This is a genomic window from Streptomyces atratus (genome assembly GCF_900119365.1).
Taxonomy (GTDB): Bacteria; Actinomycetota; Actinomycetes; order Streptomycetales; family Streptomycetaceae; genus Streptomyces; species Streptomyces atratus_B.
In genome coordinates this window covers 615396-637876 of the sequence record NZ_FPJO01000001.1, presented here as the reverse complement: position 1 = coordinate 637876, position 22481 = coordinate 615396, and the positions used below count along the sequence as shown (strand labels likewise).

The 22481-nt window shown below is 72.1% G+C and carries 18 protein-coding genes, 1 pseudogene and 1 riboswitch; of the genes and pseudogenes, 8 read left to right on the top strand and 11 right to left on the bottom strand.

Annotation, left to right across the window (positions count from 1 at the left end):
- The first annotated feature begins 103 nt into the window (after window positions 1-103).
- Window positions 104-2152 (top strand): MFS transporter, encoded by a 2049-nt coding sequence (locus BT364_RS02935; RefSeq protein WP_072483449.1) that lies wholly within the window; start codon window positions 104-106, stop codon window positions 2150-2152.
- A 43-nt stretch (window positions 2153-2195) separates the two neighbouring features.
- Here BT364_RS02935 and BT364_RS02930 read toward each other — a convergent pair whose 3' ends face one another.
- Together BT364_RS02930 and BT364_RS02925 are read right to left on the bottom strand one after the other, a co-directional pair.
- Window positions 2196-2702 (bottom strand): GNAT family N-acetyltransferase, encoded by a 507-nt coding sequence (locus BT364_RS02930; protein WP_072483448.1) that lies wholly within the window; start codon window positions 2700-2702, stop codon window positions 2196-2198.
- 43 nt (window positions 2703-2745) lie between these two features.
- A complete protein-coding gene (locus BT364_RS02925) occupies window positions 2746-3837 on the bottom strand; it encodes a DUF2330 domain-containing protein (protein ID WP_072483700.1) in 1092 nt (363 codons plus the stop codon).
- A gap of 395 nt (window positions 3838-4232) precedes the next feature.
- Here BT364_RS02925 and BT364_RS02920 point away from each other — a divergent pair, with 395 nt between their 5' ends.
- On the top strand, window positions 4233-6236 hold the full coding sequence (locus BT364_RS02920; protein ID WP_079179309.1) for a bifunctional glycosyltransferase 87/phosphatase PAP2 family protein: 2004 nt from the start codon (window positions 4233-4235) through the stop codon (window positions 6234-6236).
- Window positions 6237-6414: 178 nt separating this feature from the next.
- Here BT364_RS02920 and BT364_RS02915 read toward each other — a convergent pair whose 3' ends face one another.
- Window positions 6415-7434 (bottom strand): AEC family transporter, encoded by a 1020-nt coding sequence (locus BT364_RS02915; protein WP_072483447.1) that lies wholly within the window; start codon window positions 7432-7434, stop codon window positions 6415-6417.
- Window positions 7435-7556: 122 nt separating this feature from the next.
- Window positions 7557-8807 (bottom strand): cytochrome P450, encoded by a 1251-nt coding sequence (locus BT364_RS02910; protein WP_072483446.1) that lies wholly within the window; start codon window positions 8805-8807, stop codon window positions 7557-7559.
- A gap of 280 nt (window positions 8808-9087) precedes the next feature.
- Here BT364_RS02910 and BT364_RS02905 point away from each other — a divergent pair, with 280 nt between their 5' ends.
- Window positions 9088-10257, top strand: coding sequence for a steroid 3-ketoacyl-CoA thiolase (locus tag BT364_RS02905; protein WP_072483445.1), 1170 nt, complete (start codon window positions 9088-9090; stop codon window positions 10255-10257).
- Window positions 10258-10591: 334 nt separating this feature from the next.
- Here BT364_RS02905 and BT364_RS02900 read toward each other — a convergent pair whose 3' ends face one another.
- The 6 genes from BT364_RS02900 to BT364_RS02875 form a co-directional block, all read right to left on the bottom strand.
- The gene (locus tag BT364_RS02900) at window positions 10592-11344 is read right to left on the bottom strand and encodes a hypothetical protein (RefSeq protein WP_107408150.1); all 753 of its coding nucleotides are present in this window, start codon (window positions 11342-11344) and stop codon (window positions 10592-10594) included.
- Between the two features lie 409 nt (window positions 11345-11753).
- Entirely contained in the window at window positions 11754-12572 is an 819-nt protein-coding gene (locus BT364_RS02895) for an ECF transporter S component (protein WP_072483444.1), read from the bottom strand.
- A complete protein-coding gene (locus tag BT364_RS02890; protein ID WP_072483443.1) occupies window positions 12569-14281 on the bottom strand; it encodes an ABC transporter ATP-binding protein in 1713 nt (570 codons plus the stop codon). The genes BT364_RS02895 and BT364_RS02890 overlap by 4 nt, the downstream gene beginning before the upstream one ends.
- A complete protein-coding gene (locus BT364_RS02885; protein WP_072483442.1) occupies window positions 14278-15435 on the bottom strand; it encodes an energy-coupling factor transporter transmembrane component T in 1158 nt (385 codons plus the stop codon). Before BT364_RS02885 ends, BT364_RS02890 begins: the two co-directional genes overlap by 4 nt.
- Window positions 15432-16136 carry an SCO2322 family protein gene (locus BT364_RS02880; RefSeq protein ID WP_072483441.1) on the bottom strand — a complete coding sequence of 235 codons (705 nt, stop codon included), beginning with the start codon at window positions 16134-16136 and terminating at the stop codon, window positions 15432-15434. The genes BT364_RS02885 and BT364_RS02880 overlap by 4 nt, the downstream gene beginning before the upstream one ends.
- Window positions 16133-17407, bottom strand: a complete 1275-nt coding sequence (locus tag BT364_RS02875) for a prenyltransferase/squalene oxidase repeat-containing protein (RefSeq protein WP_072483440.1) — start codon at window positions 17405-17407, stop codon at window positions 16133-16135. The genes BT364_RS02880 and BT364_RS02875 overlap by 4 nt, the downstream gene beginning before the upstream one ends.
- 110 nt (window positions 17408-17517) lie before the next feature.
- Window positions 17518-17652, bottom strand: a riboswitch (cobalamin riboswitch).
- Window positions 17653-17733: 81 nt separating this feature from the next.
- On the opposite strand from BT364_RS02875, the gene BT364_RS02870 reads away from it, so the two are divergent.
- Entirely contained in the window at window positions 17734-18303 is a 570-nt protein-coding gene (locus tag BT364_RS02870; RefSeq protein ID WP_072483439.1) for a DinB family protein, read from the top strand.
- A gap of 50 nt (window positions 18304-18353) precedes the next feature.
- Here BT364_RS02870 and BT364_RS02865 read toward each other — a convergent pair whose 3' ends face one another.
- Complete coding sequence (locus BT364_RS02865) at window positions 18354-19394, bottom strand: MBL fold metallo-hydrolase (protein ID WP_072483438.1); 1041 nt, start codon at window positions 19392-19394, stop codon at window positions 18354-18356.
- Between the two features lie 224 nt (window positions 19395-19618).
- On the opposite strand from BT364_RS02865, the gene BT364_RS02860 reads away from it, so the two are divergent.
- The 4 genes and pseudogenes from BT364_RS02860 (at window position 19619) to BT364_RS02845 (ending at window position 22464) form a co-directional block, all read left to right on the top strand.
- A complete protein-coding gene (locus tag BT364_RS02860) occupies window positions 19619-21079 on the top strand; it encodes an aldehyde dehydrogenase (protein ID WP_072483437.1) in 1461 nt (486 codons plus the stop codon).
- On the top strand, window positions 21079-21312 hold the full coding sequence (locus BT364_RS02855) for a ferredoxin (protein WP_072483436.1): 234 nt from the start codon (window positions 21079-21081) through the stop codon (window positions 21310-21312). The genes BT364_RS02860 and BT364_RS02855 overlap by 1 nt, the downstream gene beginning before the upstream one ends.
- 132 nt (window positions 21313-21444) lie before the next feature.
- Window positions 21445-21549: pseudogene (locus tag BT364_RS39785) on the top strand (aldo/keto reductase); the annotation flags it as partial.
- A 108-nt stretch (window positions 21550-21657) separates the two neighbouring features.
- Window positions 21658-22464: a 3-hydroxybutyrate dehydrogenase gene (locus BT364_RS02845; protein ID WP_072483434.1), complete on the top strand. Its 807-nt coding sequence runs from the start codon at window positions 21658-21660 to the stop codon at window positions 22462-22464.
- Window positions 22465-22481: the final 17 nt, after the last annotated feature.

The window sequence follows — 22481 nt, the reverse complement described above, 5'->3', positions numbered from 1 at the left end:
GCCCTGCGATTATGCAGCTCGCTTCCGGTCCGTACCTGCTCGGCAGGCCATAACCGTACGGAAAGGCAAGGATGGGGATGTAGCGGACCCGAGGAGATGTTCCATGGCCCAGCATCTGAGCCCCCCGGCCCCGGCCCCGGCCCCCGGTGAAGGGCGCTCCACGCGGTCGGTTCTCGTTGCCATCGGTGCGCTGCTCCTCGGCATGCTCCTGGCCGCACTCGATCAGACCATCGTCTCCACCGCGCTGCCGACCATCGTCAGCGACCTCGGGGGGCTGGAACATCTCTCCTGGGTGGTCACTGCTTATCTGCTGGCGTCGACCGCCGCGACCCCGCTCTGGGGCAAGCTCGGCGACCAGTACGGCCGCAAGAAGCTCTTCCAGGCCGCCATCGTCATCTTCCTCATCGGCTCGGCGCTCTGCGGCGTCGCCCAGAACATGCCGCAGCTCATCGGCTTCAGGGCGCTACAGGGGCTCGGTGGCGGAGGCCTCATGGTGCTCTCGATGGCGATCGTCGGCGATATCGTCGCGCCGCGCGAACGGGGCAAGTACCAGGGCCTGTTCGGGGCGGTCTTCGGTGCGACGAGCATCCTCGGACCGCTCCTCGGCGGTCTGTTCACCGAGCACCTCAGCTGGCGATGGGTCTTCTACATCAACCTGCCGATCGGTGTCGTCGCGCTCCTGGTGATCGCCGCCGCGCTGCACATCCCGGTCCGCGGCACGAAGCACACCATCGACTACCTCGGCACCTTCCTCATCGCCTCCGTCGCCACCTGCATGGTCCTCGTCGCCTCGCTCGGCGGCACCACCTGGGCCTGGGGCTCGGCGCAGATCATCGGTCTCGCCGTCCTGAGCGTGCTGCTGCTGATCGCCTTCGTGCACGTCGAGCGCCGGGCCGCCGAACCCGTCATCCCGCTGAACCTCTTCCGGATCAGGACCTTCAGCCTCGTCGCCGTCATCAGCTTCGTCGTCGGCTTCGCGATGTTCGGCGCGATGACCTATCTGCCGACCTTCCTCCAGGTGGTGCACGGCATCTCGCCGACGATGTCCGGTGTGCACATGCTCCCGATGGTGCTGGGCCTGCTCCTCACCTCGACCGCGTCCGGCCAGATCGTCAGCCGTACCGGCCGCTGGAAGGTCTTCCCGATCGCCGGCACCGGCCTCACCGCCATCGGTCTGCTGCTCCTGCACCGGCTCACGGAGACCAGCAGCACCTGGCAGATGAGCAGCTACTTCTTCGTCTTCGGCGCGGGGCTCGGCCTGGTGATGCAGGTCCTGGTGCTGGTCGTGCAGAACGCCGTCACGTACGAGGACCTCGGCGTCGCCACCTCCGGAGCCACCTTCTTCCGTTCCATCGGCGCCTCGTTCGGCGTCGCCGTCTTCGGCACGATCTTCACCAGCCGGCTCACCGACAAACTGGCCGCCGCGCTCGCCGGACACCCGCTCCCGCCCGGGGTCGGAGTGGACGGGCTGGCCTCCGACCCGCGCGCCATCGGACAACTGCCGCCCGCGCTGCGGCCCGCGGTGCTCCACGCGTACTCGACGTCGATCACGGACGTGTTCCTGTACGCGGCTCCCGTCGTGCTGATCGCCTTCGTCTTCGCCTGGTTCCTCAAGGAGGACAAGCTGCGCGGCTCGGTGACCGCCCCCGAGCCCACCGAGACCCTGGCGTCGAACCCGGTCGAGCGGTCCTCGTACGACGAATGCGCCCGCGCCCTCTCGGTGCTCGCCACGCGTGCGGGGCGCCGCGAGATCTACGTGAAGATCACCAAGAGGGCGGGGTACGACCTGCTGCCCGCGGCGAGCTGGATGCTGCTGCGCATCAGACGGCACGGCACGGTCGAACCGGCCATGCTCGCCGACGCCACCCCCGTGCCGCTGCGGGTGATCAGCGACGCGGCCCGTCAGCTGGAGGAACGCGGACTGGTGCGGCGCGAAGGCGTGCAACTGGTGCTCACCGCAGCCGGCTCGGAAGCGGTGGTGAAGCTCGCGGAGGCGCGCGAGGAGTCCATGGCCGAGCTGCTGGGCGACTGGTGGGGCCCGGACCGCCCGACCGATCTGGTCAGGCTCGTGGAGGAACTGACCGCCGAGACGAGCGGGTCGAGCAAGGAACGGCCGCACAGCCCCGAACCGAAGCGGGACCATGCGGCCTGAGACCGCCCCCTATTGCCGGTCGGTCTGAGTCCGACGGGTTCTGCTACGAGCTCGCGGACGTCGAGGCCGCCGCGGGCAGTTCCTTCGCGAACCAGTGCTCCGCGTACTGCCGCCGGTGGAACGCCGGGACCTCCCGGTAGCCGTGCTTGGCGTACAGCCCCCGCGCCTCGACCAGGTCGTTGCGGGTGTCGAGCCGGAGCGTGCGGATGCCGAGGGCGCGCGCCGCGTTCTCGACGGCCGCCAGGAGCAGCCCGCCGCCGCCCGTGCCGCGGTGCTCGGGGCGTACGAACACCCGGGTCAGCTCCGCGGTGTCCGCGTCCACCACCAGCAGCCCGGCGCAGGCCGCCGCCGCCCCGTCGAACCGGCCGACGACGAACTGCCCCGTGGGCGGGACGAGCAGGTCGGCCCCGTCGTCGGTGAGCCCCTCGTCGATCTCCTGGGCGGTGGCGGGCCGCCCCCAGTAGCGGCCGGCGACCTCGTCGTAGTAGTCGCGGCGCAGCGACGAGGCGTCGGGGGAGTCGAACGGTTCGGGGGCCAACGTCCAGGTCATGCCGGTCATTCTGACCTGAGCACGATCAAGCGGGCCAACGATTTCACCGGACACCTGCCGCCGCGGGCGGCACCGTCCGCAGCCGTCGGTTCCGCCGTACCAGAAGCACCAGCAACACCGCGGCGACGACCGCCACCAGCACGGCCCCGAGCAGCGACAGCACCCAGACGGGGACGCCGCCCACGGTCAGCAGTTCGTTCTCGTACACGTGCCTCCGGTACGGGGTGTCGGCGTCGGCCGCGCGCAGCTCGTGATCGCCGTCGATGCGCTCCGGGTGCGGGAACGACTGCTCGATCGCGGTGAGGTACACCGGCTTCCCGCCCGTCAGCCTTTCGAGGTAGACCGTGTCCTCCGCCACCGACCGGGGATCGATCCGGCCCGCGTACGTCACCTCCGGTGCGTCGCCGCCGATCGGGCCGCTCGGCTCCATCCGGTGTGCGGCGAGGACGTACAGGCCCAGCTGCTGCGGGGTCGAGGCGAGCTTCGACAGCCGCATCGGGTAGACCAGCCGCTCGCTGGCGAAGCGCAGCCGCAGCGGTTCGAGAGTGCCGACGAGCGGATTGCCCGTGTCCCGGGGAGCGAGGCGGATCGCGACGTACTCCCACTTCTGGTCGACATAGGGTTTCAGCGCCGTCGCCAGCCGGTCGGGCAGTTCGAAGCCGTTGTCCGACAGCCATTTCTGCAGCGCGTCCGGGTCGGTCGCGGCCAGCCGTGCCACATCGAAGGGGCCGAGCCGCTCCCTGCCGACCACCTCGACCGCCGGGGCCCCGGCCGAGGGAGCCGCGGCCCCGTCCCCGACGTTGCCGGAGCCGGAGAACGGCCAGTCGTGGGAGCGGGGCCAGAAGTAGTGCCTGGTCACCAGTTCGGGCTCGGTGAGGACGGAGAGCTCGGAGAAGAGGCCGGGATCACCGAGCTCCACGGTCGCGCGGTGCGGCACCGGCATGATCCAGGCCGCCTCGGGAGCGTTCCCGCGGACCGTGAGCCGCATGACGATCTGCTCGGTCCGGCCGTCCCAGTCGACCACCGATGTCTCCCGGTCGACCGCGACCTGCGACTCCCTGCTCGGGACCATCGCCCCGCAGCCACAGGCGTACGCCGGACTGATCAGCGACCCCAGCTGCAGTGACACCAGCATCAGCAGCAGAGACAGCGCACGTGTCGTCCACGCGCGCCCCTCACCCCGCACACTCCGCTTCACCCTCGTGTGCCGCATGTCCGTCTGCCTCCCCCGTGATCGACAACACGGGAAGGGACGTACGAACCGGAGTTCCGGTTCCGGCCACGATTCCGTTTCCGGCGGCCCGGCACGCCCGCCCGATCGGACATCCTTTCGGGCGAAAGCGGGATGACAGTCAGGCGAAGAGAGGGTTGATTGGGCCTATCTCGTAGTGCAATGCGATGGTTTCTCGGCACGCCCGGATCGAGGAACGGGTACCGGAACGGCGGGAGGGTCGGCGCAGCGTGGCGGATGCGGAGCACAATGTGCGCACAGGCGCGGTGACGGGGGCGAGGACCGGGACTGCCCGAGCTCTGCTCTGGCTGGTCGTGGCCGCTCTGGCTGTACGGCAGATGGCGGTGGTGCTGAGACAGCCGCCGGGCGAACGGCTCACCGATCTGGAGACCTGGATCGGCGAGAACGGGGTCCTGCATGTGACGGGCTCGCTTTACGACAGCGACCGGTTCACCGGCACCCCGTTCGCCGGACTGGTGCTGAAACCGCTGACCCGTACCGCCGAACAGAGCCTGGGCGTCGCCTGGACCTTCGGCTCGCTGCTGCTGGTGGCCGCGCTGGGTGTCGTCGCCGCCCGCGCGCTGCCGGGACCGGTCTCCCGCCGCACCGCGCTGCTGGCCGCGCCCGTCGCGATCAGCCTGCTGATGCTCTCGCTGCCGGTCCGCAACGCGCTGCACCTGGGGCAGACCAGCATCCTGCCGGTCCTGCTGGTGCTGCTGGGCTGTTTCGCGGTCCGCGGGGGACGCGCCTCGGGCATCCTGATCGGACTGGCGGCCGCACTCCAACCGACCGTGCTGCTCTTCGCCGTACTGCTCCGGCTGACCGGGCGCCGGCAGGCCGCGCTGACCGGCGCCGCCGCGTTCGCCGCCTGCACGGCGCTCGCCTGGGCCGCGATGCCGGGCGACTCGTGGACGTACTGGGTGCACCACGTCGCGGGAACCGGGCTCGGCGGCAACGCGGACAGCCTCGCCAACCAGTCCCTGCACGGCGCCCTGCTCCGGTCCGGGCTCACGGGCCCGCTGGAGATCGCGCTCTTCGTGGTGCTGGCGGCCGCCGTCTGCTTCTTCGGGCTGCGTCGCGCCGCACGGTACGCGGGGGACGGGCAGCTGCTTCTCGCCGTCGCCGTGACCGGCTGCGTCGCCGTCGCCGTCTCGCCCGTCGCCTGGCAGCACCAGCTGCTGTGGGTGCTGCTCGCCGTGGTCGGCCGGGTCGGGAAGCGGGCCTCCGACCGGCTGGTCTGGCCCGTGGTCGTGGTCCTCGTGCTCACCCTGCCGGGGAACATGCTGCTGCCGAACACCGAGGCGCTCTTCCCCGTCCGCGACAACGTGCTGCTGATCGCCGCGCTCGCCGCGGCCTGCGCCGTGCCGTTCCTGCCGCGCACCTCGGAGTACTGGCAGCATCCGATCCCCACGGACTACGCGGCCCCCGTCCCGGCCCGCTGGAGCCGCGTCCCGCTGCTGCCGTTCTGGCGGCGGGTGCTGAGCCGGCCCAACCTGCTGCTGGAACTGCTCCTGATCAGGGTCGTGTACTCCGCGTACGCCCATGTCAGGCTCGCGGCGACCGCCGGCCGCGCCACCGCCGAGCACCACGGCCGCCAGATTCACTCCATCGAGCAGTGGCTGCACATCGACATCGAACACCGGATCAACCACGCGGTCGTGGACATCGGCTGGCTGCGGGGCTTCTTCGACTACTACTACTCGACGTTTCACTTCGTCGTCCCGCTGGCGATCCTCGGAGTGCTCTACGTACGGCGCCCCGCGGACTACCGCTGGGCCCGCAGCACCATCGGCTTCGCCACGCTCCTCGCGCTGGTCGGCTTCTGGCTCTACCCGCTGGCCCCGCCGCGCCTGATGCCGGGGCTCGGCTTCGTCGACACGGTCTACGGCGTCCAGGACTTCGCGAAGCCGGACTACGGAAGCCTGACCGCGATGACCAACCAGTACGCGGCGATGCCCTCGCTGCACTTCGGCTGGTCGCTCTGGTGCGGGGTGGTCGTCGTCGCGCTGGCCCCGAAGGTGTGGATGAAGGCGCTGGGGCTGCTGCACCCGCTCTTCACGGTCTCCGCGATCGTCGCCACGGCCAATCACTGGGTGCTGGACGCGGTGGGCGGAGCGGTCGTGGTCACGCTCGGCTTCGGGCTCACCCATCTGCTGGCGGGGCCGCGGAGGCCGCCGCCGGTGACCGCACCGGCGGCGGCGGAGCCACAGGACGGTCCGGAGCAGCGGGACGGCCTGGAGCGGCCGACGCCGGTGCCGGAACCCAGAACGACGGACGAGGCGCTGGGCAGCAAGCAGCTCTGAGACCGGGAGAGGGCCGAAGGGGTGCCGGGACGAACACCTCGTCCTGGCACCCCTTCGGCGTGGATCGCCGCCTGACCAGCATCCGCCCTCCGGCGCCGGTCCGCCACTCGAACGGCTCGGAGTCCGTCGGGTGACCTCCGACCGGGCGGCCACGCCCCGGCACGCGCCCGACAGGCTCTCAGGAGCCGGTCGCCCCAAGGGCCCATGTGGCGAGTGAGAGCGTCACCATGGAGACCACCGTCGAGGCCACCACCGCATTGCGGGCCGGCCGGGTGTCCAGTCCGTACTGCTGGGCGTAGATGAAGGCGTTCTGAGCGGTCGGCAGCGCCGAGCAGAGCACCACGGCAAGGAGTTGGTGCTCCGGCAGATGCAGCAGCGGGCCGCCGACGGCGAACGCGATCAGGGGCTGGACCAGCGTCTTCAGCGCCACCGCCACGGCGACCTCGGCACGCGCCGTGCGTCCCGTGCCCTGCGTTCGTACCGGCTGTGCCGGGTCCGGCGCGGGTTCCGCCGGACCGGCGGCGGCCGGGCGGGCGTTCAGGGACAGCCCCAGCGTGATCAGGGCCGTCGGCACGGCGGCGGCGCCGAGCAGGTCGCAGGAGTGGGCGAGCACGTTCGGCAGCCGCAGCCCGAGCGCGGACACGGCCACCCCGAGCAACGAGGCCATGATGACGGGGTTGCGGACCGGCATGGTCAGCATCCGCCGGAACACCACGGCCTTCCCGGAGCGCGCCCCCGTCCCCGCTCCCGTCCCCGTGTCCAGCAGCGTCAGGATCACCGGGGAGACCAACAACACCTGGAACAGGATGATCTGGGCGACGAACGACGCGTCACCGAGCACCTGGACCGCCACCGGAATGCCGAGGTTGGCGGAGTTGACGTAGCCCGACGCCATGCTGCCGATCGCCCGGTCGGCCGTGCCCCGGCCGAAGAGCCGGCCGGCCGCCAGGAACCCGAGACCGCAGACCAGCGCGGTGCCCGCGGCGAACGCGACCATCGAGGAGTTGGCGAAGGAGCCCAGCCGCGCCCCGGACACCATGGTGAACAGGGCGGCGGGCATGGCCACATGGAAGACGAACCGGCCGAGCACGGCCTCCGCCCGGCCGCCCAGCAGACCGCTGCGGCCGACCGCGTAACCGATGGCGGTGAGCATCCAGATGGGGGCGAAGGCGGAGAGCAGGGCGTGCATGCCCGTCATGATCCTCGCGCCGCTGTGCGCCTCCCGCGCGGGGGTTCGGCGGGGCGCGGTGCCGGGTGTCGGTACGGACGGCGGAGGTCGAGGCGTGAGGATGGGGACCCCCGCCGTCCGGAACCTGCCGGTCAGCTCGCGGCGGTGCTGACCTGGAGCTGCTTGATCCCGTTGAGCCACGCCGAGCGCAGCCGCCGCGGATCGCCGACCAGCCGCAGATCGGGCAGTACGTCGGCGATCGCGTTGAAGATCAGGTTGATCTCCATCACGGCAAGGGACTTGCCGAGGCAGAAGTGCGGACCGCCGCCGCCGAAGCCGAGGTGGGGGTTGGGATCACGGGAGATGTCGAAGGTCTCCGGGTTCTCGAAGACCTCGGGGTCGTTGTTGGCCGACGAGTAGAACAGCCCGACCCTGTCGCCCTTCTTGATCTGCTGCCCGCCCAGTTCGGTGTCCTGGGTGGCGGTCCGCTGGAAGGAGACCACGGGGGTGGCCCAGCGGACGATCTCCTCGGCGGTCGTCTCCGGGCGCTCGCGCTTGTAGAGCTCCCACTGGTCGGGGTGGGTGAGGAAGGCGTGCATGCCGTGGCTGATGGCGTTGCGGGTGGTCTCGTTGCCGGCGACGGCGAGCAGGATCACGAAGAAGCCGAACTCGTCGGAGTTGAGGTTCCCTTTGCCCTCCGCGGCGACCAGTTGGGAGACGATGTCCTGGGCCGGGCACTCCTTGCGGGCGGCCGCCAGATTCATCGAGTACGAGACGATCTCCATGGCCGCCTCGGTGCCGACCTCCTCGGTGATCGCGTACTCGGGATCGTCGTACGCGGCCATCTTGTTGGACCAGTCGAAGATCTTGGACCGGTCCTCCTGCGGTACGCCGATGAGCTCCGCGATGGCCTGGAGCGGCAGCTCGACGGCGATGTTGGTGACGAAGTCGAACGAGCCGTCGTCGTCGGCCGCGGCGAGCGCGGTCTCGACGATCGAGCGGGCGCGGTCGCGCAGTGCCTGCTCCAGGGAGCGCACCGCCCGGGGGGTGAAGCCCCGCTGGACGATCTGGCGGACCCGGGTGTGCTCGGGCGGGTCCATGTTCAGCATGATCAGCTTCTGGACCTCGATCTGGTCCCGGCTGATCGACTCGTTGAAGCGGATGACCGCGGTGTTGGTGTGGGAGGAGAACAGCTCGGGGTGGGTGGAGACGTACTTGACGTCCGCATGCCGGGTGACGACCCAGTAGCCCTCGTCGTCGAAACCGGAGATGCCGGCCGGCTGGGCGCACCACCAGACCGGTGCGGTCTGCCGCATCTGTGCGAACTCCGGGTGCGGAATACGGGCTTGGAGCAGATCGGGGTCGGTGAAGTCGAACCCTTCGGGCAGATGGGGGCAGGACATCGGCAGCTCCAGGTCGGTCCGAGGGCCGCCCGGAAGGTGCCTGACGACCCATCAGATGATGAAGGAAAGGTAGTAACGAGTTCTACAACTGGCAAGAGTGGCGGTCCGTTCTGTTGCGTGAAGAGTGAGTGGGGTCGGTATGAAGCGGACGCAAGGAGCGTGCAGCACTCTTGCGTACCGGGGGTAAGCCTCATAAGACTGCTAAAGAACTAGAACGCGTACTAGTTCCATCCGCGGGCGCCGGGACGCCCCTGCGGAAGTGCGAGGAGAGGACGAGCTCATGGCCGCGGAACCCGTCATCGTCGAAGCCGTACGCACCCCCATCGGCAAGCGCCAAGGCGCGCTCGCCAATCTGCACCCCGGCTATCTGCTGGGCGAGACCTACCGAGAACTCCTCGGCCGCACCGGCATTCACGCCGACTGCGTCGAACAGATCGTCGGCGGCACGGTCACCCACGCCGGCGAACAGTCCATGAACCCGGCCCGCAACGCCTGGCTCGCCGTGGGCCTTCCGTACGAGACCGCCGCCACCACCGTGGACTGCCAGTGCGGTTCCTCGCAGCAGGCCTCCCACATGGTGGCCAACATGGTCGCGGCCGGAGTCATCGACGTGGGCATCAGCTGCGGTGTCGAGGCCATGTCGCGCGTGCCGCTGGGCAGCGGCTCCAAGCACGGACCGGGCAAGCCCTGGCCCGACGAGTGGAACGTCGACCTGCCCAACCAGTTCGAGGCCGCCGAGCGCATCGCGCGCAAGCGCGGACTGACCCGGGAGAACGTCGACTCGCTCGGGTTGATCTCGCAGGAGCGGGCCGCCGTCGCCTGGGCCGAGGAACGCTTCAAACGGGAGACGTACGCCGTCCAGGTGCCGACCACCGAGGAGGAACAGGCGGCCGGACAGGGCATGTGGCGCCTGGTCGACCGGGACGAAGGGCTGCGCGACACCACCATGGAGGGGCTCGGCCGGCTCAAGCCCGTCATGCCCACCGCCATCCACACCGCGGGCAACTCCTCGCAGATATCCGACGGCGCCTGCGCGATCATGTGGGCCTCCAAGCGGATGGCGCGCGCCCTCAAGCTCAAGCCCCGTGCCCGGATCGTCGCCCAGGCCCTGGTCGGCTCGGACCCGCACTTCCATCTCGACGGGCCGGTCGACGCGACCCGCGCGGTGCTCGGCAAGGCCGGGATGTCGCTCAAGGACATCGACATCGTCGAGATCAACGAGGCCTTCGCGTCCGTGGTGCTGAGCTGGGCCCAGGTCTTCGGGCAGGACCTGGAAAAGGTCAACGTCAACGGCGGTGCCATCGCGCTCGGCCACCCGGTGGGCGCCACCGGGGCCCGGCTGATCACCACGGCCTTACACGAACTGGAGCGCCGCGACAAGGAGTTCGCCCTCATCACGATGTGCGCGGGCGGCGCCCTGGCGACCGGGACGATCATCCAGCGGCTCTGAGGGGCAGGTTGGCTCCTGGTCCGGGGTGTTGTCAGGTGCACCTTGGGCCGGGGCCCACGCCGATGCCGGTGCGGCGCCCGGCCGCCTGGCGTCGCCGTCATGGAAAGCGACAACAGCAGTACGGGGCGTCAGACTTCGCGCAGGGACCGGTGCATCGCCCGCCGGACGACGGCCGCCGCCGCGCTGGTCCTCGCCTCCCTCGGCGCCGCGCCGGCCGTGGCACAACAGCCCGCCGGGACACCGGGGGCGCAGCGCCAGGGCACCGCGCAGGGCAGGGAACCCCGGCCGGTCGTCCGGCCGGGGCCCGCGTCGCCGGGGCGACGGGGGGTGTGTCTCAGTACGACACGTGGGTGGGGAAGGTGGCGGTGGGGCTGAACAGCGCCGCGTATCCCTCCTCGTGGTGGTGGCGTCGGTGCCGCCCGGACCGGCCGACGTCCGCGACCGGGGTTGCGAGAGTGAGCAGCCCGTCGTTGGCGAGTTCCTGTACGCGCATCAGCAGTGTGCGTACCTCCAGGCCGAGTTCGGCGGCCACCGTCTGCAGATCGAGACCGGACTCCCAGCTCCACAGCAGCACGGAGTCCATGCTCGGCGACCAGATGACGGTGTTCTCCACCTCGACGGGCGGAGACTGCGACGGGATGTAGGCCAGGGTCCCGGTCGTGGCCGGTGCGGGGGCCGAGACCGGGGCCGGGGGCGCAGTCGGTGGTGGGGCGGGCTGCGGGGCCTTGGGCGGCGGTGGAGGGGTCTCGTCGGCCGGGCGCGGCAGGGGGTTCTCCGGCGCGGCGGCAGGCTCCGCCGCCGATTCGCCCGCCCGGGACGAGAACCGGCTCAGGAGCTTCTCGGCGAGGGACCGTGCGTCGGTGCGGCCGACAGTGCGTCGAGCTAATCGCACTTCGCGCTCGTTCAGGCCCATCAGGTCAGCGATCGATCCGTCGTCACCGACCGTGACGGCGAAGGCGGCCAGCGTTCTGCTTCGCTCCGCCTGCGTCTCGTCCAGCAACGCCTGTGCCCGGCGCATGCGTTCGTCGCTGGCGCAGAAAGCTTCCGCCAGGACGGTGTTCCGCTCCCAGAAGTCTCGTGGTTCCACGAGATTCACAACGCGCGGATGGCCGCCGGGAATGGACGGGCGAGTCAAATGCGCCTAGATGGACTAACGAGTAATTAAGTTGGCCAAGTGATATCAAGTGCACTAATCACCCCGGCGGGTGGCAGGGTACGGACGCGGGCACGGCGAAGGCCCCGACCGGTCTTCGTCGACCGCGGCCCGGTTCGGCGGACCCTGCGGTGCTCGGCGACTCATCCAGTGTCGGCGGCGGCTTTCAACCACCGCAACGACCCCGGGTACGAGCCCGCCCGGCACCCGGACCCGAAGGACCCGGACCGCCCCGGCCGCCCGGTGGGCGTCGCGGCAGGTCGGCGCGGGCGCCGGGGCGAGGGTCCGGCCCCGGGGCGACCACTGCCCCCGGTAGTGGTGGACCGAGGTCCTGTGGGAGCCCTCACTCGCGGGGAGCGTCAAATGTGACCTGGGCCTCGAAGTTGGCGCGGCGGGTGGCCCGCCGCAGCGCCTTCAGCAGCGCCGGGCCGACCGCCAGCGTCAGCACCGCGGTGAGCACCGCCCGGCCCAGGTCCCAACCGAGCGAGGTGGCCAGGCAGTACGCGAGGAAGCGGACCAGGTTGTCCGCCAGCGGATCGCCCGGGTGGAAGGCGATGCCCGAGCCGAGACCGGGCACGATCGTCCAGCCGTACAGGTTCATCACCGTGCCGTACGCGAACGACGCCACGAAGCCGAACCCCGCCAGCATCAGCAGCTCGGCCCGCCCGCGCAGCCGGTCCGGGCCCGGCAGCAGGCCCGCGCCCATCGCGAACCAGCCCATCGACAGCATCTGGAACGGCATCCACGGCCCCACCCCGCCGGTGAGCAGCGCGGAGGCGAACATGGTCACCGAGCCGAGCACGAAGCCGAAGCCGGGCCCGAGCACCCGGCCGCTCAGCACCATCAGGAAGAACATCGGCTCCAGCCCCGCCGTGCCCGCCCCCAGCGGGCGCAGGGCGGCGCCGACCGCGGCCAGCACCCCCAGCATCGCCACCGCCTTCGCGTCCAGACCGGAGTCCGCGATCATCGCGACGACCACTCCGACCAGCAGCGGCAGCAGCGCGGCGAACAGCCACGGCGCGTCCTGCGAGTGCGCCAGACCGGCACCGGGGCCGGCCAGCAGCGGCCAGCCGAAAGCGACCACCCCGATCGCGCTGACGATGACGAGCGCGGCGATCGCACGGGGCCCGAGCCGTACCGGACGCACCTGGCGCCCGCTCACGACGGCTCTCCCAGCGCGGCGCGCACCTGCGCCACGGTCAGCCACTTCTGCGGGGCGAGGATCTTCGCGGTCTGCGGCGCGAAGGCCGGGGACGAGACCACCACCTGCCGGGTCTCGCCGTCCGCGACGGTCTCCCCGTCGGCGAGGATCACCACCCGGTGCGCCAGCTCGGCGGCGAGCTCCACATCGTGCGTGGCCAGCACGATCGCGTGACCGTCGGCCGCGAGGCCCCGGAGCACCCCGACCAGCCGGGCCTTCGCCGCGTAGTCCAGGCCGCGGGTCGGCTCGTCCAGGAGCAGCAGCGGGGGCCGCGCGGTGAGCACGACCGCCAGGGCGAGCGCGAGGCGCTGGCCCTCGGAGAGATCGCGGGGATGGGTGTCGTCCGGCACGCCCGGCAGCAGTTCGGAGACCAGGGCCCGGCAGCTGCCGGGGGCGGCCCCCGCGTCGCTGTCGGCCGCGGCGCACTCGGCGGCGACGGTGTCCGCGTACAGCAGATCCCGTGGCTCCTGCGGTACGAGTCCGACCCGGCGCACCATGTCGCGGGGCTCGGTGCGGTGCGGGGTCCGGCCGCCGACCAGGACGGTGCCGGTGGTGGGCTCGACCATGCCGACGAGCGTGGCCAGCAGGGTGGACTTGCCCGCGCCGTTGCGGCCCATCAGTGCGACGGCCTCGCCGGGGGCGACGGTGAGCGTCACCCGGCGCAGCGCCTCGACCCGGCCGCGCCGTACGCCGAGCCGCTCGACCCGGGCCGTGACGTCGGCGACGGGCTCGGGCACGTCGGGCGTCCGCGCGCCGCGACCCAGCAGCCGGGCCAGGGCGCCGCGCCGCACGGGGGAGGGGGCCAGGGCGGGCAGGGCGGGGGCGGTCACCGGCTCCGGAGCGGGCGGCCGCACCGGGGCGAGCCGCTCACGCAGGCCCGCCGCCCGGCGCCGGGCGTCACGGACCGAGAGCGGCAGCGGCTCCCACCCCGCCAGCCGGCCCAGCGCGACGACCGGCGGGTGGACCGGGGAGACGGCCATGACGTCCGCCGGCGCGCCCATGACCGGGGCGGCGCCCGGCGACGGCAGCAGGACGACCTGGTCCGCGTACTGCACCACCCGCTCCAGCCGGTGCTCCGCCATCAGGACCGTCGTCCCCAGGTCGTGCACCAGCCGCTGCAGCACGGCGAGGACCTCCTCGGCCGCCGCCGGGTCCAGCGCGGACGTCGGCTCGTCGAGGACCAGGACCTTCGGGTGCGGGGTGAGGACGGAACCGATCGCGACCCGCTGCTGCTGCCCGCCGGAGAGCGTGGCGATCGGCCGGTCGCGCAGCCCGGCGAGCCCCAGCAGGTCCAGGGTCTCCTCGACCCGCCGCCGCATCACGTCGGGGGCCAGGCCCAGCGACTCCATGCCGTACGCCAGCTCGTCCTCGACCGTGTCGGTGACGAAGTGGGAGAGCGGGTCCTGACCCACCGTGCCGACCAGATCGGCGAGTTCACGCGGCTTGTGGGTACGGGTGTCGCGCCCGTCGACCGTGACCCGGCCGCTCAGCGTGCCGCCGGTGAAGTGCGGCACCAGACCCGAAACGGCACCGAGCAGCGTCGACTTGCCGACTCCGGACGGGCCGACGAGCAGCACCAACTCGCCTTCGGGAACGGTCAGATCGACCCCGGAGAGGGTGGCACGCGCCGCCCCTTCGTAATGCACCGAGACCTGCTCGAACCGGATCACTGGATCTCCTTGGAACGAGGGGCGCCCGCCGACGGCGGCACCGGCGCCACCACCGCGGGCAGCAGCCCGATCAGCACTGAGGCCGCGGGCCACAGCGGAAGCACCGGCGCGATCAGCGGTACGACCCCGGGGTGCAGCGCCGCCTCGTCGACATTGCCCGCCCAGATCATCGCCACCGCCACCGCGACCCCCGAGCCCGCCACCAGCCAGGCCCGCGCACCCCACCGGTCGGGCCGGTAGCGGGTACGCACCGAACGGGCCCCGCCGAGCCGCAGCCCCGCCGCCGCGGCGACGAGCCCGGCGATCAGCAGCGGCAGCCCGTACACCGCACCCTGCGCGGCCAGCAGACCGTACGTACCGGCGCACACCCCGAGCAGCCCGCCGAGGGTGAGGACGTTCGTGGTGTGCCGGACGGCGGGCGGGACCTGGGCGGTGCGCCCGTATCCACGCGCGTCCATCGACGCCGCCACCGCGACCGACCGCTCCAGCGCGCCCTCCAGGACCGGCAGCCCGATCTGGAGGACCGCCTTGACGCCGCCGGTCGGACGGCCCCGCAGTCGCCGTGCGGTGCGCAGCCGCATCACGTCGGCGACCATGTTCGGCGCGAACGTCATCGCGACGACGACCGCGACGCCCGCCTCGTACAGCGCGCCCGGCAGCGACTTCAGCAGCCGGGCCGGGTTGGCGAGCGAGTTCGCCGCACCGACGCAGATCAGCAGGGTGGCCAGCTTCGCCCCGTCGTACAGCGCGAAGACCAGCTGCTCGGCGGTGACCCGGCCACCGATCCTGACCCCCTTCGCCCAGTCGGGCAGCGGTACCTCGGGGAGCGTGAACACCGTGTGGGTACCGGGGATCGGTGAACCGAGAAAGACGGAGAAGACCAGCCGCACACCGACGACGAACAGCCCGATCCTGATGAACGCCCCGTACGAACGCGCCCACGGCGCGTCCGTACGGCGCGCCGCCACGACGTAACCGGCCACCCCCACCAGCAGCCCGAGCAGCAGTGGATTGGTGGTCCGGGACGCGGCGGTGGCGAGGCCGAGCGCCCACAGCCACCAGGCCCCGGCGGGCAGGGCGTTGCTCCGGTTCGCCTCGGGGGCGCGCAGCGGACGGCTGCGCGCCAGGACAGCGGAGCCGGTCGGGGCGGTCATCCGCGGCGGCGGCGGGACTGCACGACCGCGGCGACGCCGAGGAGGAGAACGGCGCCGACCCCGACGAGCACCCCGGCGGACGGGCCGGAGGAGCCGCCCGAGCCGCCCGAGCCGGAGGAGGCGGAGGAGGCGGCGGACCCGGCCGGTGCGGCCGAGGCGGAGGCGGATCCGGCAGGCGTGCCCTGCCCGTCGCCGGAGACCTGCTCGCCGCAGCCCGAGGCCGGGTAGCCGGTGATCGCGCAGAGCATCGCGTCGCTGCTGTACCGCAGCGGCTTCGCCACCGCGGCGAGCGCCTCCGCGGCGCTCGCGTCGGGGCTCACCCGCGCGCACGCGGTGCGCGGCGCGGGCGGTGTCTCACCGGCCGGGGCGTCCGCGGCCGTGCCCGGGTCGATGACGAGCGCGATCCGCTTGGTGCCGTCCTTGGCCGGGGTGCCGGCGCAGATCTTGGTGAAGTCGGGGGTGCGGCGCGGCTTCGCCGAGTCCTGGGAGTCCTCGCTCACCGAGAACCGGAAACCCTGCACCGCCCCGTCGTCCGGCCGGACCAGGGACGGGCCCTGGGTGGCGTACGTCCAGCCGGAGCCGGAGCTCTCCCAGAACGACCAGTACCGGTAGCCGGCCGCCTGGGCCGGTCCCGCGCCGAGCACGGCCAGGACGGCGCCGAGGACCACCAGCAGCGCGGTGGCCCGTCCCGCGCGCCTCACGGCTGCCTGTTCTTCCGGCGGCCGCTGATCAGGAAGAACGCGATCGCGGAGAGGACGAGGCCGATGCCGATGTACCACCACACGCCGCCGATCACGTCGTCGCCGCTGTGGACCTGGTCCTTCTCGGTGGCCTCGTACCCGGTGTCGGCGGACGGATCGGGCGTCACGACGGCGGCGGGCTCGGGGCCGGCCGCGTTCAGCCGGGCGACCAGGTCGACGCCGCCGAAGTCCCGGGCGTCGTTGCCGGTCGAGTGGGCGGCCAGGATCAGCTGGGCGTAGGCGGCGGGGCCGCTTTGGGCGGCCCAGTCCGCGGAGTTCTTCTTCAGCCAGCCGATGGCCCCGGCCGCCTTGTCCTGGTGGCCCGAGGCGGACAGCGCGACGACCGCGTCGGCGGTGTTGCCGAAGTCGGGCTGCGGGGTGGTGTCGGTGGCACCGGGCATCGGCGCCTGGTTCAGGTGGTTGCTGCCGGCGAGGGCGCCGACGAGGTAGTGGGCGCCGTTCTGGGCGGCCTGCTCGGGCGTGAGGCCGGAGCCCGGGTGGCAGCTGGGCGCCTTGCCCCCGGCGTTGTTCCCGACGGCCATCGCCTTGCCCATCGTGCCGAGCACGGCGGCCGCGGTGGCGTCCCCGTTCGCGGCGAGCTTTCCCTTCTTGTCCGGCTGGTACGCGAAGGCACCGCCGTCCTTGCCGCCGCACGGGATCGCGAGCGCGAGCAGCGGGTCGTAGGGGGTCTTCCCGCCGGGGGTCGTGATGTCCGCGAGCCGCTGCCCCTGCCGGGCGAGGGCGCCGATCACCAGGGAGGTGGAGTTGGCGTCGCTGGGCGCGCCGGCGGTGTAGCCCCAGCCGCCGTCCTCGTTCTGCACGGACTTCAGCCAGCGCACCGAGTTGTTCACGGTCTCCCGGTGCCCGCCGACCTCGACCAGCGCCTGGGCGGCGGCCGCGGTGGCATTGGTGTCCCGCACCGTCTTCGCGTCGCACGGCTTGGAGACATCGGGCCGGAACGCGGCGTAGGAGCCGTCGGCGCACTGCTGGGAGACCAGCCAGTCCACCGACTTCGCGGCCGGCGTGACCCCTTCGACCCGCTGGGCGAGGAAGGACGTCGACTGCCGCCACACCCCGTCGTAGGTGGGGTCCTTCGTGCCGTACAGCCCGGCGGGCAGTGCGGCGGACGGCGAGGGCGAGGGGGACGGCGCTGCGACCGCGACCGGCGCAGCGGCCGAGCAGAGCACGGCGGCGGTGGCGGCGAGCGTTGCTGCGCTGCGGCGTACGGTCATGGCGGGCGGGGCCTCTCCTGCGGGGTGAACCGGGCACAGGCACGCTCAGGCACCAGGCTCCGGCTCCGTATACCTCGACGGTGCCGACCACCGGTGGGTCCGGTGGTCCGAGCCGGTCACGACCGCGGACAGGGCATTCCGACTCACCGTCTGCGACGACGGCTCACGGCTGCGTGGTCAGTGCCGGATTCCCACCGGCTTCCCCCTGAACGGGCATGATGACGACCCGCACACTCTACCGGGCGGGCCCGGACGGGCCCGGGGCGGCTTCGGCTCTCCGGCAACGCGGGAAACCCACTGGCGAGTTCGGCCCAGAACGGACGACCATGTCCCGCATGAGTGATCAACCCGCACGCTGGAGCCAGGCCACCGTCTACCCCGATATGTGGGCCGACCCGGACGACGACCCCCGCAACTCGGAAGGAGCCGGTCCGGACGGCGAGCTCCCGACGCTCCAGGACTACCTGACCGACTACCGGCTGACCCTGCGGATGAAGTGCGAGGGCCTGGACGCGGAGCAGCTGGCCCGGCGGTCGGTCCCGCCGTCGACGATGTCGCTGCTCGGCCTCCTGCGCCACCTCGCCGAGGTGGAACGGGACTGGCGCAACTGGATCACCGACGGTGAACCGCTGCCCAAGCTGTACGGCAAGCGTGACGCGGACTTCGACGGAGCCGTCGCCGATCAGGCCGTGGTCGACTCCGCCTACGCCGATCTGGAGCGCGAGCAGGCCGCGACCGACGCCGCGCTGGCCGGGCACCCGGACCTGGGCGAGCGGCTGGGGAAGGACAGGATCTCCGTCCGGTCGCTGCTGGTGCACAGGATCGAGGAGTACGCCCGGCACTGCGGGCAGGCCGACCTGCTGCGCGAGTGCATCGACGGAAGGGTGGGCCAGTGAGGCCCGGCCGGTGAGCTGAACGGTGCGGGGCGGGGCGGCCCGCCCCGCACTCACACCGCGATGTACGTCACCGGCTCGCTCCCCGGCACCGCCTCCGCGCGCCCGAGCTTCACCAGCCGCCGCAGATGCGCCTCCGCCTCCGAGACGGCGATGTTCCGGGAGCCGTGCGGGATCTGCTCCCAGGGCCGGTTCCACTCCATCCGCTCGGCCAGCTCCCACGGCGTCAGCGGCTGTGCCAGCAGCCCCAGCAGCCCGGTCAGCCGCTCCTCGTGATGACCGAGGAGCTCCTGTACGCGTCCCGCCGCATCGGTGAAGGCGTACTGATGGGCGGGCAGCACCTCGGCGGCCCCGAGCCTGCCGATCCGCTCCAGCGAGTCGAGGTAGTCGCCGAGGGGATCACCGACCGTAGCGTCGTCCGGGCCCTCGTACAGCCCGATGTGCGGACTGATCCCCGGCAGCAGATGATCCCCCGAGAAGAGCCGCCCCCGGCCCGGCAGATTCCCCGGATGCTCCTCCTCCAGGTGCAGGCACACATGCCCCGGTGTGTGCCCCGGCGTCCAGATCGCCCGCAGCCTGCGCCCCGCCAGATCGAGCAGCTCACCGGGGACGACCTCCCGGTCCGGCAGCGCGGCCCGCAACCCCGGCAGCGCTCGCGCCCGCCCTCCGCCGGCCGCGGCGGCCCGCAACGGCGCGAGGTGCTCCTCGGGCGCGCCGACCGCGGCGAGCTTGGCCGCGAGATACGTCAGCCAGGTGCCGGGCCGGGACTCCCGGGTGCGCCGCACGATCGCGGTGTCCGCCGCATGCATGGCGATCCAGGCCCCGGAGGCCTCGCGCACCTGCCCGGAGAGCCCGTGGTGGTCGGGATGGTGGTGGGTGATGACCACCCCGTGGATGTCGGCCATCTCCGTACCGACGGCGGCGAGCCCGGCACCGAGCGTGTCCCACGCCTCGGGGTCGTCCCACCCGGTGTCGATCAGGACCGGCCCCCGGTCGGTGTCCAGGACGTGTACGAGGGTATGGCCGAGTGGATTGTCCGGGATGGGCACCTTGATGCTGTGCACGCCCCCGCCGTGGTCGGTCACCTGCGTCATGAGGTCCCCATCTCTCCAGACAGCGTGCGGAATTGCGACTCCGGTGCGTCGCCCCACTGTAACGAGAACTTGTTCCAGTAGTAGCCCTGGTCGACCATCTCGTCGGGGGCGCTGTCGCGGCCGTGGACTCCTGGAACCGGAACTGGTATCAGTTCTGACACAGAGTCAGATGCCGGGTCGGATACTGAGTCGGGCAACGCGCCGGGCCGCGGGAGGCAGCAGTCATGACCGAGCTTGTCGAACACGGAAAACTGTTCATCGGCGGGGAGTTGGTCGATCCGCTGGGCCGGGACGCGATCGAGGTCGTCTCGCCCCACACCGAGCAGGTCATCGGCCGGGTGCCGCACGCCTGCGAGGCGGATGTGGACCGGGCCGTCGAGGCCGGGCGGCGGGCGTTCGACGAGGGGCCCTGGGCGCGGATGGGCCTGGACGAGCGGATCGCGGTGGTGACCCGGATCAAGGACGGGTTCGCCGTGCGGTACGAGGAGATCGCCCGGGTCATCAGCTCGGAGAACGGCACCCCGTACACGTCGAGCGTCATGGTGCAGGCGCTCGCCGCGATGATGGTGTGGGACTCGGCGATCACCGTCGCCCGCGACTTCCCGTACGAGGAGCGGCGGGCCGGGGCGCTCGGGCCGTTGCTGGTGCGCCGGGAGCCGGTCGGGGTGGTCGCGGCCGTCGTGCCGTGGAACGTTCCGCAGTTCACCGCCGCCGCCAAGCTCGCGCCCGCACTGCTGGCCGGGTGCTCCGCCGTGCTCAAGGTCTCGCCCGAATCCCCGCTGGACGCCTACATCCTGGCCGAGATCGCCGCCGGGGCCGGGCTGCCGGAGGGGGTGCTGTCGATCCTTCCGGCCGACCGCGAGGTCAGCGAGTACCTGGTCGGGCACCCCGGCGTCGACAAGGTGTCGTTCACCGGCTCCGTGGCCGCCGGGCGCCGGGTGATGGAGGTCGCCTCCCGCAACCTCACCCGGGTCACGCTGGAGCTGGGCGGCAAGTCCGCCGCCGTGATCCTCCCGGACGCCGATCTGGACGCCGCCGTCGCGGGCATCGTGCCCTTCGCCTGGATGATCAACGGCCAGGCGTGCGTGGCCCAGACCCGCATCCTCGTACCGCGCTCCCGCTACGACGAGACGGCCGAGGCGTTCGCCGCGGCGGCGAGCGCGCTGAAGGTCGGCGATCCGCTCGACCCCGCCACCGAACTGGGCCCGCTGGTCGCGCGGCGCCAGCAACAACGTTCGCTCGACTACATCCGGATCGGGCAGGACGAAGGCGCCAAGATCCTCACCGGCGGCGGCCGTCCGGCGTCCCAGGAGCGGGGCTGGTACGTCGAGCCGACCCTCTTCGGAGACGTCGACAACTCCATGCGCATCGCCCGCGAGGAGATCTTCGGCCCCGTCATCTGCCTGCTGCCGTACGGCGACGAGGACGAGGCCGTACGGATCGCCAACGACTCCGACTACGGCCTCAGCGGCAGCGTCTGGACCGCCGACACCGAACGCGGCATCGACATCGCCCGCCGGGTCAGGACCGGCACGTACAGCGTGAACACCTTCAGCCTCGACATGCTCGGCCCGTTCGGCGGGTACAAGAACTCAGGTCTGGGGCGGGAGTTCGGCCCCGAGGGGTACGGCGAGTACTTCGAGCACAAGATGATCCACCTGCCGGCCGGATACGGGGAGGCGTGATGGGGGACCGCTGGGCGGTGGAGGTCGACCGGGGGATCTGTATCGGCTCCGGGATGTGCCTGAACCACGCACCGGGCCGCTTCGCGCTGGACTCCGCCCGGCAGTCCCGCCCGTCGGCCCCGGAGACCGATGCCGACGAGAAGGTCCTCGCGGCTGCCGAGGGATGCCCGGTCGAGGCGATCACGATCACGCTGACCGACTCGGGGGAAGTCGTCTTCCCGCCCGAGGATTAGGCGGAGGCGGGGGGTAGCCGGTCGGTCGTGGATGGCGGGAGAGGCCTGTGGGCCCTCCCGCCGTTCCGTACCCGGGAAATCTCCCGGGCCCGAGGCCACGGAGCCGTCCGCGAACACGTCCGGGTACGCGGCCCGCTGGTCGGTGCCTCCTCGGTGGCGCAGCTGGGCGAGAGCCTGGCCGCGGTGGACCTGGAGCTGACCGCGGAGCAGCGGGCGGCGCCCGCCGCGGCACACTGACGGCCCGCCGCCAAACCCGCACCATGTGGGCCGCCACCATGCCTGGGTACGAAGGTATGGGCACCGGCCCCGTGTGACGAGCGCCCCGGCCTCCTTACGGTGACGGCCATGGAGACTCCTCAGCGCCCGGACCCCGGGCCCGCCCCGCTCACCGTCCCGCCGCCCGCGAACCCGCTGCTCGCCGGGCGCACCGCCCTGGTGACCGGCGCCGCGAGCGGGATCGGGCGGGCCTGCGCCCAGGCCCTGGCGGCGGCCGGCGCCCATGTGCACGTGGTGGACAAGGCCGCCGAAGCCGCGAAGAGCCTGGCGGAAGGGATCGGCGGGACGGCGTGGGTGGTCGACCTCTCCGACCCCGACGCGGTGGACACCCTGCCCGACGACGCGGACATCGTGGTCAACAACGCCGGGCTCCAGCACGTCGCACCCGTGCACGAATTCCCGCCGGAGCGCTTCGCGCTGATCCAGCGCGTCATGGTGGAGACCCCGTTCCGCATCTTGCGCCGGACCCTGCCGGGCATGTACGAACGCGGCTGGGGGCGCGTGGTCAACATCTCGTCCGTGCACGGACTGCGGGCCAGCCCCTACAAATCGGCCTATGTGACGGCCAAGCACGCACTGGAGGGACTCAGCAAGGTGGTGGCGCTCGAAGCGGCGGGGCACGGGGTGACGAGCAACTGCGTCTGCCCCGGCTACGTACGCACCCCGCTGGTCGAGAACCAGATCGCGGACCAGGCCCGCACGCACGGCATCTCCGAGGAGGAGGTGGTGGGCCGGGTCATGCTGGAACGCAGCGCGATCAAGCGGCTGATCGAGCCCGGTGACGTCGCCGAGGCCGTGCTGTGGCTCTGCGGGCCGCGCACCGGGCACATCACCGGGACCTCGCTCTCCATGGACGGCGGCTGGACCGCCAATTGATCCCCGCCCCCTACGAT